At 71.5% G+C, this 16,599-nt stretch carries 17 protein-coding genes; 14 read left to right on the top strand and 3 right to left on the bottom strand.

The window, feature by feature from the left end:
- Positions 1-17: 17 nt before the first annotated feature.
- Both ACFRU2_RS11975 and ACFRU2_RS11980 read left to right on the top strand, forming a co-directional pair.
- Positions 18-503 carry a ribose-5-phosphate isomerase gene (locus ACFRU2_RS11975; RefSeq protein WP_250739491.1) on the top strand — a complete coding sequence of 162 codons (486 nt, stop codon included), beginning with the start codon at positions 18-20 and terminating at the stop codon, positions 501-503.
- Positions 504-598: 95 nt separating this feature from the next.
- Positions 599-1,408 carry an Fpg/Nei family DNA glycosylase gene (locus tag ACFRU2_RS11980; protein ID WP_382970936.1) on the top strand — a complete coding sequence of 270 codons (810 nt, stop codon included), beginning with the start codon at positions 599-601 and terminating at the stop codon, positions 1,406-1,408.
- Between the two features lie 13 nt (positions 1,409-1,421).
- Here ACFRU2_RS11980 and ACFRU2_RS11985 read toward each other — a convergent pair whose 3' ends face one another.
- Positions 1,422-2,657 carry a GNAT family N-acetyltransferase gene (locus tag ACFRU2_RS11985; RefSeq protein ID WP_382970939.1) on the bottom strand — a complete coding sequence of 412 codons (1,236 nt, stop codon included), beginning with the start codon at positions 2,655-2,657 and terminating at the stop codon, positions 1,422-1,424.
- Between the two features lie 117 nt (positions 2,658-2,774).
- Here ACFRU2_RS11985 and ACFRU2_RS11990 point away from each other — a divergent pair, with 117 nt between their 5' ends.
- From ACFRU2_RS11990 to ACFRU2_RS12040, 11 genes are all read left to right on the top strand, one after another.
- Complete coding sequence (locus ACFRU2_RS11990; RefSeq protein ID WP_382970941.1) at positions 2,775-3,920, top strand: PP2C family protein-serine/threonine phosphatase; 1,146 nt, start codon at positions 2,775-2,777, stop codon at positions 3,918-3,920.
- A gap of 781 nt (positions 3,921-4,701) precedes the next feature.
- Entirely contained in the window at positions 4,702-5,628 is a 927-nt protein-coding gene (locus tag ACFRU2_RS11995; protein WP_382970944.1) for an ABC transporter ATP-binding protein, read from the top strand.
- Positions 5,628-8,072, top strand: coding sequence for an ABC transporter permease (locus ACFRU2_RS12000; protein ID WP_382970946.1), 2,445 nt, complete (start codon positions 5,628-5,630; stop codon positions 8,070-8,072). Before ACFRU2_RS11995 ends, ACFRU2_RS12000 begins: the two co-directional genes overlap by 1 nt.
- A gap of 168 nt (positions 8,073-8,240) precedes the next feature.
- On the top strand, positions 8,241-9,632 hold the full coding sequence (locus tag ACFRU2_RS12005) for a pyridoxal phosphate-dependent decarboxylase family protein (protein WP_382970949.1): 1,392 nt from the start codon (positions 8,241-8,243) through the stop codon (positions 9,630-9,632).
- The gene (locus ACFRU2_RS12010; RefSeq protein WP_382970952.1) at positions 9,629-10,084 is read left to right on the top strand and encodes an HD domain-containing protein; all 456 of its coding nucleotides are present in this window, start codon (positions 9,629-9,631) and stop codon (positions 10,082-10,084) included. The genes ACFRU2_RS12005 and ACFRU2_RS12010 overlap by 4 nt, the downstream gene beginning before the upstream one ends.
- 130 nt (positions 10,085-10,214) lie before the next feature.
- A complete protein-coding gene (locus ACFRU2_RS12015) occupies positions 10,215-10,409 on the top strand; it encodes a hypothetical protein (RefSeq protein WP_250739483.1) in 195 nt (64 codons plus the stop codon).
- A gap of 495 nt (positions 10,410-10,904) precedes the next feature.
- Positions 10,905-11,237: a hypothetical protein gene (locus tag ACFRU2_RS12020; RefSeq protein WP_382970956.1), complete on the top strand. Its 333-nt coding sequence runs from the start codon at positions 10,905-10,907 to the stop codon at positions 11,235-11,237.
- Positions 11,238-11,339: 102 nt separating this feature from the next.
- The gene (locus ACFRU2_RS12025) at positions 11,340-12,056 is read left to right on the top strand and encodes an ATP-binding cassette domain-containing protein (protein ID WP_382970959.1); all 717 of its coding nucleotides are present in this window, start codon (positions 11,340-11,342) and stop codon (positions 12,054-12,056) included.
- A 5-nt stretch (positions 12,057-12,061) separates the two neighbouring features.
- A complete protein-coding gene (locus ACFRU2_RS12030; RefSeq protein WP_382970962.1) occupies positions 12,062-13,585 on the top strand; it encodes a hypothetical protein in 1,524 nt (507 codons plus the stop codon).
- On the top strand, positions 13,500-13,799 hold the full coding sequence (locus ACFRU2_RS12035; protein ID WP_382970964.1) for a hypothetical protein: 300 nt from the start codon (positions 13,500-13,502) through the stop codon (positions 13,797-13,799). The genes ACFRU2_RS12030 and ACFRU2_RS12035 overlap by 86 nt, the downstream gene beginning before the upstream one ends.
- Positions 13,768-14,319: a hypothetical protein gene (locus ACFRU2_RS12040; protein ID WP_382970967.1), complete on the top strand. Its 552-nt coding sequence runs from the start codon at positions 13,768-13,770 to the stop codon at positions 14,317-14,319. Before ACFRU2_RS12035 ends, ACFRU2_RS12040 begins: the two co-directional genes overlap by 32 nt.
- A 290-nt stretch (positions 14,320-14,609) precedes the next feature.
- On the opposite strand, the gene ACFRU2_RS12045 is transcribed toward ACFRU2_RS12040, so the two are convergent.
- Both ACFRU2_RS12045 and ACFRU2_RS12050 read right to left on the bottom strand, forming a co-directional pair.
- Positions 14,610-15,332: a hypothetical protein gene (locus ACFRU2_RS12045; protein WP_382970970.1), complete on the bottom strand. Its 723-nt coding sequence runs from the start codon at positions 15,330-15,332 to the stop codon at positions 14,610-14,612.
- Positions 15,333-15,404: 72 nt separating this feature from the next.
- On the bottom strand, positions 15,405-16,160 hold the full coding sequence (locus tag ACFRU2_RS12050; RefSeq protein WP_382970973.1) for a GntR family transcriptional regulator: 756 nt from the start codon (positions 16,158-16,160) through the stop codon (positions 15,405-15,407).
- Positions 16,161-16,238: 78 nt separating this feature from the next.
- On the opposite strand from ACFRU2_RS12050, the gene ACFRU2_RS12055 reads away from it, so the two are divergent.
- A complete protein-coding gene (locus ACFRU2_RS12055; protein ID WP_382970975.1) occupies positions 16,239-16,517 on the top strand; it encodes a hypothetical protein in 279 nt (92 codons plus the stop codon).
- Positions 16,518-16,599: the final 82 nt, after the last annotated feature.

The raw sequence follows: 16,599 nt of genomic DNA on the forward strand, positions 1-16,599 counted from the left end.
CGTGCCACACTCGGACCATGCGCGTGTACCTCGGATCCGACCATGCCGGCTTTGAGCTCAAGAACCACCTGGTGGACTGGCTCAAGAACAACGGCCACGAGCCCGTCGACTGCGGGCCCCACATCTACGACGCGGTGGACGACTACCCGCCGTTCTGCCTCCGCGCCGCGGAGAAGACCGCCGCGGACGCCGGCTCCCTCGGCATCGTGATCGGCGGCTCCGGCAACGGCGAGCAGATCGCCGCGAACAAGGTCAAGGGCATCCGCGCCATCCTCGCGTGGAGCGTCCAGACCGCCGAGCTCGGCCGTGAGCACAACAACGCCAACGTCATCTCCGTCGGCGGCCGGATGCACACCCAGGACGAGGTCGTCAGCTTCATCGACGCGTTCCTGAAGACCCCGTACTCCGACGAGGAGCGCCACACCCGCCGCATCGACATGCTCTCCGCCTACGAGACCACCGGCGAGCTCCCCCCGATCCCGGCGCACCACCCGCAGGGCTGATCCCGCTTCCGGCCGCGGCGCCCTCGGGGCGGCGCGGCCGGTTTTTCTTTTCCCGGTCGTCCACGTCCCGGCTTTCGTTTCCGAGGAGTACCGCCGTGCCCGAGGGGCATACGATCCACCGCCTCGCCGAGGACCACCTCCACCGGTTCGCCGGGTGGGAGGTCGCTGTCAGCAGCCCCCAGGGCCGGTTCGCCGAAAGTGCGTCCCTGCTCGACGGCCGGGTCCTCGACGGCGTGGACGCCCACGGAAAGCACCTCTTCCTGGGGTTCAAGGAGAGCGGCTGGGTCCACATCCACCTCGGACTCTTCGGCAAATACGCGATCGGTCCCGCGCCGGCCCCGCCGGCCACCGACACGGTCCGGCTGCGCATCGCCAACGACGACTGGTTCTCCGACCTGCGTGGCCCGACCACCTGCGCGTGGATCACGGACGAGGAGAAGCGGGCGATAAGCGAGCGGCTCGGTCCGGACCCCCTGCGCAAGGGTGACGACCCCGACCGGGCCTGGGCCCGGATCTCCCGTTCCCGCACCACCGTGGCCGCCCTGCTGATGGACCAGAAGATCGTCTCGGGCGTCGGCAACGTCTACCGCGCCGAGGTCCTCTTCCGCCACGGCATCGACCCCTACCGCGCGGGCAAGGACCTGACCCGCCGCGAATGGGACGCGATCTGGGCCGACCTGGTCCTCCTCATGCGCGAGGGCGTGCGGAACAACCGCATCGACACCGTCCGCGACGAACACCTTCCCGAGGCCATGGGCCGCCCGCCGAGGGTGGACGACCACGGCGGCGAGGTGTACGTCTACAGGAGGGCGAACCTGCCCTGCCACATCTGCGGGGGCGAGATCCGCACCGCCGGTCTCGCCGCCCGCAACCTCTTCTGGTGCCCGGGGTGCCAGAGCCGCTAGCCGGGCGCTCCGGCTAGAAGCCGTGCGGCAGCCAGGGGGCCACGTCGCCGGCGAAGGCGCGCGAGGCGGGGGCCAGCGCTCCCGCGCGCACCTCGCGGACCAGGCCGGCCGCCGCCAGCGAGTTCAGCGTGACCCCGCCCAGGTAGGCCGCGCCCAGCTCCCGTACCGACAGCTCCAGGTCGGCCGTGTCCTCCGTCCGGGTACAGACCGCGGCCCCGTCTGCACCGGCGGCCAGCCGCCAGCGTCCCGTGTTCCACGGGCAGAACGCGTCCTCGACCTCCAGCACCACGTCCAGCGGAGCCCCGTAGGACCGCGCGGTCAGCGCCGCCGGCAGGTCCACGAGCCGTACGTGCATCGAGTCGCGCAGCCGCACCTGCGACCGGCGGAGATCGGTGACCAGGTGCAGCAGCGCGTCGTCCGCCGGCCGCTTGGGGGCGCTCACGGTCCAGGTCAGGTCGATGGAGCACACGTACCGCCACAGCGCCGCGTACGCCACCGGGTCGAGCGCGTCGAGGTCCTGCACGTCCACCCGGCCGTCCGAACCGGTCAGGTCCCACACGGGCTTGACCCGGTAGCGGGCGTACCCGACCACCTCGCCGTCCGCCCGCTCCGCGACCACGCACTTCAGCGGGGAGGCCCCGGAGCGCTCCGACTCCGGGTCGAGCACCGCCTGCAGCTCCCAGCCCGGCTGCCGGGCCGGAATCCCGGGACGGCCCGCCGGCAGCCCCGCGAAGACCCGCTCGCAGTCGCTCAGCGCCTTGCGCGGATCGACCAGCCTGAGCCGCACGTCATCGGTGCCCGGCGGCACGGTCAGCCGTACGCGGGTCTTGTCGATCTCCACGGACATCGAGTACGCGGCGGTGCCGTAGCCGAAGCGCCCGTAGATCGCCGGATCCGAGGCCGTCAGCACGGCGATCGGTTCACCACCCGCCCGGACGTCGTCCAATTGGCGCCGCATCAGGGAGGTGAGCACACCCTGCCTGCGGTGGGTGGGGGAGACGCCCACCATCGTGACCCCGGCCGCCGGGACGAGCGCCCCGCCCGGCACGGAGAGCCGGAAGGAGAAGGCCCCGGCCGTGGCGACGCAGGTCCCTCCGTCCCAGACGCCGAGGGAGCGCTCCATCTCCGTCAGGGAGCGGTAGAGCTCCCGCTCCTCCGGGGATTCGGGCACTCCGCCGAACGCCAGTTCAAGCTGGTCGTACCAGACATCCCACTCATCCGACTGCAATACGCGCGTCTCAAGAGCCATACGGCCATCCCTATCAGGGCAATCCGTCCCGGGTCGATCTCTTTTCGGTTGCCGATGGGCCCATCTCAGGGGGTACCCCTGCGCGCGCACAGCCAGGATGGATAGGGTCCCGAAGCAATGGCCGGAGCACACGTGGAGTCCCTCCTGGCCCGGTCCCGCATGATGTGGCACCGGGCGCGCACCGCGCTGCGCAAATCCGCCGTCGACTACTTCCGCGGCGACGCCTCCGACTGGCTGGCCTTCGGCGGCCTGCTGCTGACCATTCCGGCCATCGCCTGCGGCACACTGATGCTGCCGGTGTGGTTCTCACCGGCCGCACTCGTCCTCCCCATCGTCGCCGGCGGCCTGCTCCTCCGCCCCGCCAGCCTGCTCGCCCTCTACGCCGCCTCCGCGGCCGCGCTCATCGTCGAAGCCCTCGTCCTCGGCCCCTACACCCAGGGCCCGGCACGGGTCACCCCCGGCACCGTCCTCGTCGTCGCCGCCTGCGGGTTCTTCGGCCTGGTCATCGCCCAGTTCCGCAGCCGCGTCGGCGTGCCCTGGCGACGCGGCGGCACCATGCTCTTCGACCTGCGCGAACGCATCCGGGTCCAGAGCAAGCTGCCCGCCCTGCCGCGCGGCTGGCACCGGGAGATGGCCCTGCGACCGGCCGGCGGGCAGTCCTTCTCCGGCGACTTCGTCGTCGCCGCCCGTACCAACGGCGGCCGCACGCTGGAGATCGTCCTCACCGACGTCTCCGGCAAGGGCATGGAAGCGGGCTCCCGGGCCCTCCTCCTCTCCGGCGCCTTCGGCGGCCTGCTCGGCGCCCTCCCGCCCCAGGACTTCCTCCCCGCCGCCAACGGCTACCTCCTCCGCCAGGACTGGGACGAGGGCTTCGCCACCTCCATCCACCTCGTCCTGGACCTGGAGACCGGCGACTACGAACTCCTCTCCGCCGGCCACCTGCCCGCCCTCCAGCTCTCCGCCGGCACCGGCCGCTGGCAGGAGAAGACCGGCGAGGGCCCGCTCCTCGGCGTCTACGACGGAGCCGAGTTCACCCCGGCCCGCGGCAACCTCCGCCCCGGCGACGTCCTGATGCTCTTCACCGACGGCCTGGTCGAAACGGCCGACCGCGACATCAGCGAGGGCATCGACCGCCTCACCGGCGAGGCCGACCGCTACGTCGGCGCCGGCTGGGAGGGCGCGACCTGGCACCTGATCGAAAAGGTGGCCAAGGACGTCAACGACGACCGAGCCCTCCTCCTGATCCGCCGCGCGCCTTTTTAGACGGCCCCTCGCACCGCTGCGCGGGCTTCGCGTCGCTGCGCCGGACTCCGTCCGGCGGTGGCCGGTCGGGGCTGCCGCCCCTGCCGCCTGGGGCGGGGGCCGGTGGGCGGGTGCGGCTGGGTCGGCCCTGCGGGGCGAGGTCCCCTACCCACCCTTCGCCCGTTCCCCGGGGCTCCGCCCCGGACCCGTTGCCGGCTGCGGCGCCGTTGCCGGGGGCCGCCCCCCGGACCCCCGCTCCTCAAACGCCGGAGGGGCTGGATGTGGCGGGTACGGGCTGAAGTGCCCCGGCGGGGCACGGTGCGCTGCGCGCACATGACGGGCTGCGCCAGCCAAATCCAGCCTCGCCGGCGTTTGAGGCGCGGGGTCTGGGGCGGAGCCCCAGGGGCTTTTCAGCCGTCCGGCGTTTGAGGACCGGGGTCCGGGGCGGAGCCCCGAGGGGTCCGGGCGCAGCCCGGTACCCCTTCCCAGCCCGTCCGGCGCTTGAGGACCGGGTCAGGGCCGGCCCTGGGAACGGTGGAAGGGCGGGTAGGGGACAGCCCCGCAGGGCACCCCCCCCGAAGCCGCGGCCGGCCCAGCCATGCCCGCGTCGGCACCCACCCGCGCCACGCCCGGTCCGATGCCGCCCGCCAGGGCCGACCCGGTCCGACGGCCGGGCCGATGGTCGGGTTACCCCCACCCCCGGTCCGCCAGCTCCCGTCATGGTCCCGACCACCGCACGCTCCGTAGCGTCGGAGACACGATCACCACCGGGTGTTCGACCGGCACGGAAGGCGGCACAACCATGGGGCTCCGGCGCAGCAAGCGACAGGCCGAGCAGCAAACGCAGCAGGCCGGCCAGCCGGGGCAGGCGGGCCAGCAGGGCTACTTGGGCCAGCCGGGCCAGCCGGGCCAGCCGGGCCAGCCGGGTCACCCCGAGGCGCCCGCCGCCGCCCCCGCCGTCGAGCTGCGCTCGGTCCGTCGGCAGTACGGCCGCGGCCCCACCGCCGTACACGCCCTCCGCGGCATCGACCTCACCCTCCCCCGCGGCAGCTTCACCGCGGTGATGGGCCCCTCCGGCTCCGGAAAGTCCACCTTCCTCCAGTGCGCCGCCGGGCTCGACCTCCCCACCCAGGGCTCCGTCCGCCTCGGCGGCACCGAGATCACCGGCATGAACGAGAACCAGCTCACCGAACTGCGCCGCAGCCGCCTCGGCTTCGTCTTCCAGGCGTTCAACCTCCTCCCCTCCCTCACCGTCGAGCAGAACGTCCTGCTCCCCATGCGGCTGGCCGGCACCCGCGGCCGCACCGCCGCCCAGGCGCAGGCCCGCGCCGCCGACCTGCTCGCCCGGGTCGGCCTGGAAGGCAAGGGCGGCCGCCGCCCCGCCGAACTCTCCGGCGGCCAGCAGCAGCGCGTGGCCATCGCCCGCGCCCTGGTGACCCGCCCCGACGTGGTCTTCGCCGACGAGCCCACCGGCGCCCTCGACACCACCACCGCCACCGAGGTCCTCGGCCTGCTCCGCAACGCCGTGGACGCCCTCGGAGCCACCGTCGTCATGGTCACCCACGACCCGGCCGCCGCCGCCCACGCCGACCAGGTGCTCTTCCTCGCCGACGGCCTCATCGCCGACCGGCTCCCGCGCAGCCCGGTCGCCGCGATCGCAGCCCGCATGACGGCGCTGACCGCGCCCTCCAAGGCCTCCGCGCCCCGGTACGCAGGGGCAGCCGCCTGATGTCGCTCCGTCCCCGTTCCAACGGCCTCGCCCGCGCCGTGCTCCGGTTCCGGCCCGCCGCCTTCGCCGGCACCTTCGTCGCCCTGTTCCTGGCCGTCGCCATCGTCTCCGCCTGCGGGATCCTGCTGGAGACCGGGGCCCGTGCGAGCACCCCGCCGACGCGGTACGCCGGAGCCCCCGTCGTCGTCGCCGCCGATCAGCAGGCCCGCCTGCAGATGGGCCGCGGCGACGGCGCCTACGAGGTCTCCGCGCCGCTCCCGGACCGGGCGCGGGTGGACGCCGCCCTGCTGGAGCGACTGGCTCCGCTGGGGCGGGCGGTGCCCGACGTGGTGTTCCCCGTACGGGACGCATCGGGCCGCACGCTCGACGCCTCCGGCTGGGGCTCCACCGCCTTCAGCCCTACGGAGCTGCGCGCGGGCCGCGCCCCGGCCGGCCCGGGCGAAGTCGTCCTGGGCGGGGCCGACGGCCCCGACCGGGTGACGCTCGACACCCCCGCCGGGCCCCGGGAGTTCCGCGTCGTGGGCCGCGCGGACCGGCCCGGAGCCTGGTTCGCCGACCCCGAGGCGCGCAGCCTGTCCGGGCACCCCGACGCGCTCGACGCCATCGTGCTGTTCGGGGCCGACGCGGAGCGGGCCCGGGCCGCCGTCGACGGCCGCGCCCAGGTGCTGACCGGAGACGCCCGCGCCCTCGACGCGCGGCTCGCGGGAGCCCAGGAGGTGCTGACAGGCATCGGCGGCTCCTTCGGCGGGATCGCCACGCTCGTCGCCGTCTTCACCGCCGCGGGCACCGTTGCCCTCTCCGTCGGGCAGCGCTCCCGCGAGTTCGCCCTGCTGCGCGCCGTCGGAGCCACCCCGCGCCAGATCCGCCGTACGGTCGCCACCGAAGCCCTGCTCGTCGCGCCGGTCGCGGGGGCGCTGGGCTGCGTACCCGGCATCGGCCTCGCATCCTGGTGGTTCGGGCAGCTCAAGGCGAAGGGTGCCGTCCCGGCCGACGTCGACCTCGTCGTCTCCTGGATCCCCCTCGTCACCGCGGTGGGCCTCGCCCTGGTCACCGCACTGATCGCCGGCTGGGCCGCATCCCGCCGCCCCGCCCGCATCCGCCCCGGCCTGGCCCTCGCCTCGGCCGCCGTGGAGCGGCTGCGGCCCGGGTGGATCCGTACCCCGCTCGGCCTCGCCGCCCTGGCCGGCGGCATCGCCTGCGCGACCTTGGCCGCCACCAGCAACGGCCCGGACGCCGCCAACGCGGCCCTCGGCGTGGTCATGCTCTTCATGCTCGCCGTCGCCCTGCTCGGCCCGCTGGTCGCCCGCGCCTGCGCCGCCCTCTTCGGGCTCCCGCTGCGTGCGGGCGGCGCGCCGGCCGGGCTGGCCGCCGCCAACTCCCGTACGCACGCCCGCCGTCTGGCCTCCGCCATCACCCCGATCGTGCTCGCCATGGCCTTCTCCTCCACCCTGGTCTTCCTCCACACCAGCGAGGACCGGGCCGTACGGCAGCAGCAGGAGGCCGGCCTGCTGGCCGACCACGTCGTGCCCCTCGACGGGTCGGTCCCGCACGGCGGCACGGACGGGAGGGCAGTCGACCGGGCGGTCGCGGCCGGGGCCGTCGCCCTCACCCGTACCTCCGTCCTCACCGTCGTCGGCTCCGGCGGCGACCGCGCCTTCCACACCGCCTCCGCACAGGGCGTCACCGGAGACCTCGCCAAGGTCCAGGACCTGGACGTCCGTTCGGGGGACCTCTCCCGGCTGGCCCCCGGCACGGTCGCCATCGACCGCACCCTGGCCGAGGGCACCCACACCAAGACCGGCGACCGGATCCCCTTGCGGCTGCCCGACGGGACCCCCGTCACCCCCGAGATCGTGGCCGTCTACACCCGCGGCCTCGGCCTCGGCGAGGTCACCCTCCCCGCCGCCGACCTGGCCGGCCGCACCACCGCCGGCCGCCCCACGGAACTCCTGTTCCGCGGCCCCGCCCCGGAAGGCCTCGGCCCGGTGCTGTCGGCCGCCGCCTGGACCTCCGAACAGAGCGTGGACCGGCAGCTCAACGCCTGGGCGAACACCACCATGGCGGCCGTCCTCGGCGGCTTCGCGGCCGTCGCCGCCGCCAACACCCTGGTCATGACCGTCCTGGACCGCCGACGCGAACTCCACATGCTCCGCCTGATCGGCTCCACCCGCCGCCAGGTCCTGCGGATGCTCTACTGGGAAGCCCTCCTGGTCAGCGGCACGGGCATCGCCCTGGGCTCGGCGATAGCCCTGGCCACGCTGAACCCCCTGACGAAGGCGATGACGGGCAGCGCCCCGTACGTCCCGCCCCTCGTCTACGGCTCCTTCGTGGCGGCCGCCATCACCCTGACCCTGGCCGCCACGGCCCTCCCGGCCCGCCGCGCCCTATCCAGCCTCTCCGGCAAATCCAGCCCCTCTGGTGCATCCAGCCCCTCCGGCGTTTGAGGAGCGGGGTCTGGGGCGGAGCCCCAGGGAACGGTGGAAGGGCGGGTAGGGGACTTCGCCCCGCAGGGCCGCCCCCCGCCCCCCGCCCGCCCCCCCCACCCGGCGACACCGGCCACTCACTCCCGATTGGCCGGTCCGCAGGGCCCCGGAGCCCCCTACCGTGCCCCCATGGACCGCACCCTCGCCGCCGACCTGTCCCGCCTCCCCGAGCTCCTAGACGCCACCCGCGACGCCGCCGCAGCAACCCTCGCAGCACTGGACGCGCGTCCCGTCGTACCCGGAGCGGCAGCGCTACCGCCGACCCCGCCGCTCCCCGAGCAAGGCTCCGGCACGGAGGCCGCCCTCGCGGCCTTCGCGGAGCGCTGGGCACCGCGCCTGTCGGCGTCCGCCGGCCCCCGCTACCTCGGCTTCGTCACCGGCGGCGCCACCCCCGCCGCCCTCGCGGGCGACTGGCTCACGGCGGCCCACGACCAGAACTCCAACTCCGCCCTGGACGGCGGCGGCCAGGCCCTCGAACGCGAAACCGTCACCTGGCTCCGTGACCTCTTCCACCTCTCCGCCGCCCACACCGGCACCTTCGTCAGCGGCGCGACGATGTCCAACACCACCGGCCTGGCCATCGCCCGCGAATGGCTCGGCGAACGCCTCGGCGTCTCCCCGGCCGAGGACGGCGCGGCCGCGCTCGGCCCGGTCCGCGTCCTTTCGGGCGCCCCGCACTCCTCCATCGCCAAGGCCCTCTCCGTGCTCGGACTCGGCCGCTCAGCCCTGGTCCCCGTACCGACCCTGCCCGGCCGCGAGGCCGTCGACCCGGCCGCCCTGGACCGCGCCCTCGCCGACGCGCCCGGCCGGCCCGCCGTGGTCGTCGCCAACGCCGGCACCGTCAACACCGTGGACTTCGACGACCTCCGCGCCATCGCCGCCCTCCGCGAACGCCACGACTTCTGGCTGCACACGGACGCCGCCTTCGGCGCGTTCGCCGCCCTCTCTCCAGCCCACGCCCACCTCACCACCGGCCTCGACGCCTCCGACTCGATCTGCGTCGACCTGCACAAGTGGCTCAACGTCCCCTACGACAGCGCCGTCCAGTTCACCCGCCGCCGCGACCTCCAGGCCCGCGTCTTCCAGAACGCCGCCGCCTACCTCGGCCCTCTGGGCGAGAACCCCGACCTCGTCCACCTCACCCCGGAGAACTCCCACCGGCTGCGCGCCCTCGCCGCCTGGTTCACCCTCCGCGCCTACGGCCGCGAGGGCCACCGCGAGATCGTGGAACGGGACATCGCCTGCGCCCGCTCCCTCGGCGAATCCCTCACGCAGGACCCGTACTTCACGGTCCTCGCCCCCGTCCGCCTGAACGTCGTCTGCTTCACCCTCACCCACACCCCCACCGCGACCCGCCTGACAGCCCTGCGCGAAGCGGCAGGACCCGAGGTGTTCGTCACCCCCACGACGTACGGTGGAACCCCCGCCCTGCGCGCCGCGTTCTCCAACTGGCGGACCACGCAGGCAGACGTACGCCGGGCCGCGCAGGCCCTCCACACGGCGGCGAAGGAGCTCGGATGACCAACGGCCCGCTCACCCTCATCGAGGTGGAAGCCCTCGCCCGCGCCGCGCACGAGGGCCAGACCGACAAGGCCGGGCGTCCGTACGCAGAACACCTCGCCGCCGTCGCCGAGGGCGTACGCGCCCGCGGCGGCACCGCCGATCAGCAGGCGGCGGCCTGGCTCCACGACGCGATCGAGGACGAAGCCCTCACCCCGGACTGGCTGGAATCGGCCGGACTCCCGCAGTCCGTCAAGGACATGGTCCTGGCGGTCACCAAACGCCCCGGCGAACCGGTCGAGGCGTACACGGCCCGCATCCTCGCCACCCCCGGCGCCCTCCTGATCAAGGAAGCCGACCTGGCCCACAACGCGGACCCCGCCCGCCTCGCGGTCCTCGACGCCCCCACTCGCGACAGGCTGTCCGGGAAGTACGCCTATGTCCGCTCCCTCCTGGGCCTCACCGCCCCCTGACGCAAAACCACCACCGTCTCTTCGTCACGAGGCGGATAGCCGGGGCGCGTTGGTGGGAGGATGGTCCATGTGGGGGTGCGCGCGGCCGCACCCCGGGCCGACCAGGGGACGACCGAAGGTGTGATCAGAAGTGGCCATTTCGCTATCAGTAGTGGTTCTGTTGGCGATCATCCTCGTGGTGCTCGTCCGCGGAGGCCACCTCAAGGCCGGCCCCGCCATCGTCGCGGTCCTCTTCGGCTTCTTCCTCGCGTCGAGCTCCATCGCCCCGGACGTCAACCGCTTCCTGAACTCCCTCGCGGACACCATCGCGGGCATCAAGCTCTGACGCAGGAGTACGGCCGGCGGGCTCAGGCATCGCCCTGAGACCGCTCAAGGCCCTTCGGCAACCCCTGTAACACTCCCTCGCCGTGGTGCTCGCCCCAGACGGGCCGAGCCCTTCGCGGCCAGGTCGAGGACAGGACGGCCGACACACGTACCCGGCGGGGCTCTCGAGCGCCCGCGGGCCTTGGGTCACATGGCGGTGAGCTCGTACGGCTCCCCACTCGCCGAGAACGCCGTTCCGGGACCTTGGGCCCGTCCGTGGCGGCTTTGACCGGGGATGAAGGTCTGGACTTGGGGGGACTTAAGTCCCATTTCAAGCAAGATCATCCCGATTGATCAATTTCTTATGCCAGAGTCCTTCACGAGGCTCCCCGCCGCGGCTCCGCGCGGCTGTCGCTTGTGGCGAAATTTCGCCGAAGTCCGGTGTGAGACCTGTGATGTGACCACCCATCAATCATTCGTCGGCCCTTGACGGGCGCCGACTGCAAGGAGCATGACCATGTCTGCGTCAACTCTGATACGAGAGACCGAAGTCGCCGTCGCGCCGGCCGGGGGAAGGAGCGTCGGAGCGTTCACCTCCGCGTCGATCGGTGCGTACGTGGCCGCGACCTCGGCGCCCGAGCGCGCCATCTCGTCGATCAGGGCGAAGGTCGACCGGGGGCTCGTCCGCTACGACGCCTGGTTCCTGATTTTCGTCGCGGTCGTCCTCGGCCTGGGTGCCACGATCTTCGCCGGGCTGGTCGTCTGGTGCGTGGTGAAGCAGAACAAGAAGTTCACCGGCAATTGGTCCTTCAAGAACTACGGGCTGAAGGTCAGCGCCGAATGCGCCTAGCCGTCTGACGGACACGTCTGTGAGGCGCCCGGGAAGTCCCGGTTGCCGGGGGTCTCCCGGGCGCCGCTCTGATCGACAGAATCGGTAAGGATCAACACGGCAATGGCTCTCCTTGATGTCAGAAGCATCAGCTATTCCTATGACGGAATCGTCAACGTCCTGCTGGACGTGTCCTTCGCGGTCGAAGAGGGAACCATCGTCGGCCTCGTGGGCCCCAACGGCTCCGGCAAGTCCACGCTCATCAAGAACATCTTCGATCTCGTGCGCCTGCAGTCGGGGACCATCCTGCTCGGCGGCCACGAGCACGCGCGGCCCGAGGCGAAACGGCTGGGCATGTACCTCTCCAGCAACGACTATCTGCCCGAGTTCCTCACCGCCCGTGAGTACATCTCCATGATGGGCGGGCTCTTCGGCCTGGAAGTCGACCACGATGAGGCGATCGGCCTGTTCCGCAGGTTCTCCATGGACGGCCGCTATGACGACCTCATCGAGGACTACTCGCACGGCATGCGCAAGAAGACGCAGCTGGTGTCCGCCTTCGTGATCCGTCCACCGCTGACCATCGTCGACGAGACCCTCAACGGCATCGACCTGGAAGCGCTGCATCTTGCGGAGAAGGAGTTCCGGCTGATCCGCGACGAGGGCCGCTCCATCGTCCTGTGCACCCATGACTTTGCCGTACTGGAGCGCCTGGCCGACCGGACGCTCTTCCTGGACCTGGGACAGGTGGTGCACGACGCGCCGACGCGGGAACTGATCGAGGAACACGGATCGCTCGCGACGATGGTGGTCGACCACCTCGAATCGGACCTGCGATGACGGCGGTGCGAATTCGGCAGTCGGCGATCCTCGCCCGGATGCTCCTCGTGTTCTTCCGCCGCCGGGCCCTTCGGGCCGGCGCTCTGAAATCCACCCCGGTCAGGGTGTTCGTCATCGCGGCAGCCCTGCTGCTGCTGGGTGCCATGTGCACCGCCTCTTATTTCTTTCTGCGCCCTCTGGCTGGGGAAGCGGCGGTGTGGCGGCTGCTGTTCGATTCCTCGACGGTGTCCCTCGTGCTGTGGGTGCAGATCGCGTTCCTGCTGGTGAAGGTGTTGTTCATCAACGCCGAAGGGATGCTCCAGCTCAGCTATCAGCTACCGGTCACCAACCGCGAGCGCGCCACGGCCTTCCTCATGTACGAAGCAGCGATGACCGCCGTCGTGGCCGCCGCCGGTCTCGTCTCCCTCGCCGTGAGCGCGCTGATCCTCCTCGGCCCGTCCGCGGCCGGCTACATCACCGCCTCGATCGTCCTGCCCACCGTCCTCACTTACCTGACGCTGTCCGTGCTGTACCAGCTCCTGACCCGGCTGTGGATGCTGGCGGGGCTCGGCAGGATGGCGGGGATCCTCAACTCCCTCGCCCTGTTCGCCGTACTGGCGTACTACACCGCGCAGATGACGCCGATGATCCAGTCTCTGTCCAGCGCGTACCTGAGCAAGCGGACCACGTACACGTGGGTCACATCCGTGTCCTGGGCGTGGAACGAACACGGCCCTGGGCCGACGCTGGCCGCCACCGCAGTGGTGTCGGCCGTGCTGCTGACCTTGACCTTCGCGCTCGCCCCCAACCAGCACATCCGCCAGTCCAGCTACCTGAAACTCCCCGGAAGCATCCGGCTGCGGAACCTCCTCGGCCCGTACGACTGGTGCCTGCTGCGCAGCGCGCAGACCGTGGCCGCCGTTGCGATGGCCCTGGCTCTGTTCGCCTATCTGCTCCTGGCCGACTCCTCGTGGAACCCCATGTGGGGCTTGGCCGCGCTGTCCTTCGGCGGCCTGTACCAGTTCACCGCCACCCAGCCGCTCCGGGTGCTCCCCGGTGCGAGGGAACCGGCCTGGCGGGTCTATGTACGGCTGGTCAGGGCGCAGGTGGTCCTGCTCGTGGTGTTCGCCGTGCCCGCTCTCGCGATCACGCTGGCGGCCGATGCGGACCGACTCGTTTCCAGCGGGGCGGCGTTGGCCTCCTGCCTGGGCGGCACGGTCATGGCCACGTGCATCAGCATCGTGTTCCCCGCGGAGAAGGACAACCCGTTCTCCGTGTTCCTGGGGCTCTCCGTCGTCTTCGTCGTTGCCGGCGTGTCGGTGATCGGGCTGGGGCTGCTCTCCCTTCCGCCGTGGGCGGTCGTGGGCTGCCTGGCCGGGGCGGTCGCCGCGTTCATCGGGTACGCGATCCAAGGAATCCGCACAAATGAGTCAAGGAGAAGAAATGTTCAAGGCACGGTGGGCCATGACGTCCGCGCTGGGGGCCGTACTGCTGACGCTGGCCACCGTAGCGGTGTCCCTGCTCGCCCTCATGTTCTCGACGGGCGCTGACGAGGCCGCCAAACGCACCCTGTTCTTCGGGGCGGTGGTCTTCGAAACGGTGAAGAAGGACAACGGGGCGCTGGGCATCACCACGGGCATCGAGAACCCGGTCCCGCCCATCGTCCTGTTCCTCGTGCTCACCGTCGTTCTGACGCTGATCCAGACCGTCTACCAAGGGTTGAAGCAGCGCCGTGAGCAGCTCCTCAACGCGTCCGGCAGCTGACCTGAAGGTGGGGGCCGTCGCATGGGCGACGGCCGCGCAGGTGTGGCCCCTGCTGGCGGTCGCCGGCGTCCTTCTGGCGGCGGCGCTGGCCTTGAAGGCGCACTCCGGCGACCCGGTACCGGCCGAGATGGCATGGGTGCTGGTGGCCAAACCGAGCGCCTTGGGTCTGGCGGCCTCCTTCGCCCTACACGAATCGGCGCATGTGCTCGTCCTCAAACGCATCCGCACCGTCACCCACATCACCATCGAACGGACGGCGCTGCGCACCTCGGTGATCCCGCACGGTGCCATGACCACGCGCCAGACCGCCACGGTCGCCCTGGCCGGCCCCGCCGCCTGCCTCGCCGTGGGCGGCCTCCTGCGACTCTCCGGCCTCGACGAGGCCTTGTCCTGGTGGTACCTCGCGCACATCGTGTTCCTCGTGCCGCTCTTCGGCGACGGCAAGACCCTCTGGCGCTGCGCGCGAGAGGCATTCCCCGGACGAGGAATTCCTCCGGCGGCGGGAATCGGCAGCGACTGAAGGCACGTTCGCGTGTGCGCCGCTTCCACGACCTCCGGAACGACGAAGGGCCAGGCGGAGGAAACATCCTCTGACCTGGCCCTTTGCGTCTCTGAGCGGGTGACGGGAATCGAACCCGCGTAGCTAGTTTGGAAGATCGCGTACCCGCCCCTGGCCCGACCAGCCAACCCGCTGACCTGCTGGTTCCCTGCTCTCTCACCGCTGTTCCCCGCTGCGCCCTCAACGGCCCCCTCCGATCGGGCACGCGGGAGACACGAGCCAGGACACCGCGTCGAGAGGGCGTACACGGGTCAAGGGGCGAGCGCAGCGGCCACCCGTGACAGTCGAGCGGCCGGCAGCGCAAAGTGGTTGGCGGGGTTGCGGCAGGAGTACTCGCCGTCGTTGACGGCGTAACCGCGGACGTCTGTTGTCCAGCGCGCGGGGCCTGGTGCGCCCTGGGCGTCCAGCAGGGCGACTCCGAGGGCCTGGGGGTCCTCCACGCCCGTACAAGCGCGCAGCGCGGCCGCCAGGCGGTCCACGGCATCGTTGGGCAGTTCGTCGTCACCCAACGCGGGAAGCAGCAGTAGCAGCCGAGCGTGCGGGTCGGTGGTACTCCCGCCGGGCAGTGCATTGTCCGCAGCAGCGACCAGCTCGGGCCAGGACAGGCCCGGCCCCATGAAGTGCCCGTCGTCCTGGGCGAGGTGCTCGGCCTCCTCCCAATCGGGATGGTGGAGGAGGTAGTCGGTGCCGGCCTCGCCCGTGAGGGTGCGATAGACGATGTGGAGACGGTGATCGTTGGCAAGGGGGATGGTGAACGTCGGCCACTTGGCCTGCTCCCACAACCGCCGTTGGAACTCGCCCGCCGCGTCGTAGTCAGCACCGAAGAGCAGTTCCGCGGCTTCCTCGGAATGGACACACGAGGAGATGTGCCCAAGCCAGAACAACGGCTCGTCCAGGAACCCTGCCTCATGCGTGAGGGGGCCGCCGTCGTACCCCGGTATCCGGTCAGGATGCAGGTCTGCGCTGTTCGTCACGGAGGACATCATGCCGTCAGGGTCTGACTTCCTGGGGCCGAACCCAGCCGCCGACCCTCCAGGTGACAGCACTCAGCTTCTGATCGGAATCTCGTACACGACCTCGCACAGTGCGACGGGAATGACGATGTCGGCCGTCTCCACGGGTTGCCCCTGGTCGCTGTAGTAGGTCCGCCGAATGTGGGTCACCAGGGCAGCCTTCTGGATCCCGAGAAGCGACGCCTCCTCGGCGGTTGCCTGCCGCGGCTCCGGCTGCTCCACGGCGTGGCTGACCGTGATCCCAATGACGGCCATCCGGTTCACGACGCCGGCACCGGCATGCGGCCCACCCTCGGGCAGGACCACGAGCGTGCCGGCGGTGAGCCCGTACGGCTCCCAACTCGTCGACAACTGCACCGGCCTGCCATCGGCAAGGAACTCGTACACCGTGCGCACGCACAGCTCCCCAACCGAGATCCCGAGACGCGCGGCGATCTCGACCGGCGCGGGAACCTTGGCCTCGGTCCGGCTCTCCCAGTTCCCCTGCCTACCCAAGGCCTGCATGTCTGCACGGAAGGGAGAACTGCCGGGCTGCTCACGAGCCGACGACCGGACAACCCGCACGCGCTGCCGTGGCTCCGCGACGTACGTACCCGAGCCCGCGCGCCCTTCCAGCACTCCTTGGGAGATCAAGAGCTCCTGCGCCCGACGAACGACGTTCTCGCCAACCCCACACTCCTCGGCGATCTGCGTCCGCGAGGGGAGCCGGTCGCCAACGTTCCACTCATGCTCCGCAATCCGCTGCCGGAGTACGTCGGCGATACGGAGATAAGGCGGCTGCTCAGGCATGTAGAAAATCTAGTCCACTAGCTCTAATCTAGTTAACTAGCTTCACTCAACGTGTTCACTCGGCGACGGAGGCCCTCGGTGCCCGCTGCGGAATCAAGGGCCGAGAGCATCGCTGCCCACCTGTCTGCCCTGGGTCTGACCACGCGAGTGGAGGAGCACGCCCACTACACGTCGATCGAAGCGGAGGTACCGGAAACGCTGCCCGCCTCCACATGGCGGGCGGTCCTGGAAGTGGTGGCGGAGGCCGACCGATTCGGGCTCCTTGCCAGCAGCTTGACCGGCCGCACCCTCTGGGCCGCCGTACGCAAAGCGGTCCCCGCGACGGGCGACGTCCGGGGACCTGGCCGACAGCAGTAGGAGCTGATCAGCATGTTGAACCGTATGGTCCCCACAACCACCCGCACCAGTGGGCGCCCCCTCCGGCCGGCCTCACCGCCCG

The organism is Streptomyces sp. NPDC056883, assembly GCF_042788835.1.
In the GTDB taxonomy this organism is placed as follows: Bacteria; Actinomycetota; Actinomycetes; order Streptomycetales; family Streptomycetaceae; genus Streptomyces; species Streptomyces stoeckheimensis.

Bases quoted from the DNA above. Each gene is read 5' to 3' on its own strand.
- ACFRU2_RS11975 (WP_250739491.1), top strand. From the start codon at position 18: ATGCGCGTGTACCTCGGATCCGACCATGCCGGCTTTGAGCTCAAGAAC.
- ACFRU2_RS11985 (WP_382970939.1), bottom strand. From the start codon at position 2,657: ATGGCTCTTGAGACGCGCGTATTGCAGTCGGATGAGTGGGATGTCTGG.
- ACFRU2_RS11990 (WP_382970941.1), top strand. From the start codon at position 2,775: ATGGCCGGAGCACACGTGGAGTCCCTCCTGGCCCGGTCCCGCATGATG.
- ACFRU2_RS11995 (WP_382970944.1), top strand. From the start codon at position 4,702: ATGGGGCTCCGGCGCAGCAAGCGACAGGCCGAGCAGCAAACGCAGCAG.
- ACFRU2_RS12000 (WP_382970946.1), top strand. From the start codon at position 5,628: ATGTCGCTCCGTCCCCGTTCCAACGGCCTCGCCCGCGCCGTGCTCCGG.
- ACFRU2_RS12005 (WP_382970949.1), top strand. From the start codon at position 8,241: ATGGACCGCACCCTCGCCGCCGACCTGTCCCGCCTCCCCGAGCTCCTA.
- ACFRU2_RS12010 (WP_382970952.1), top strand. From the start codon at position 9,629: ATGACCAACGGCCCGCTCACCCTCATCGAGGTGGAAGCCCTCGCCCGC.
- ACFRU2_RS12020 (WP_382970956.1), top strand. From the start codon at position 10,905: ATGTCTGCGTCAACTCTGATACGAGAGACCGAAGTCGCCGTCGCGCCG.
- ACFRU2_RS12025 (WP_382970959.1), top strand. From the start codon at position 11,340: ATGGCTCTCCTTGATGTCAGAAGCATCAGCTATTCCTATGACGGAATC.
- ACFRU2_RS12035 (WP_382970964.1), top strand. From the start codon at position 13,500: ATGACGTCCGCGCTGGGGGCCGTACTGCTGACGCTGGCCACCGTAGCG.
- ACFRU2_RS12050 (WP_382970973.1), bottom strand. From the start codon at position 16,160: ATGCCTGAGCAGCCGCCTTATCTCCGTATCGCCGACGTACTCCGGCAG.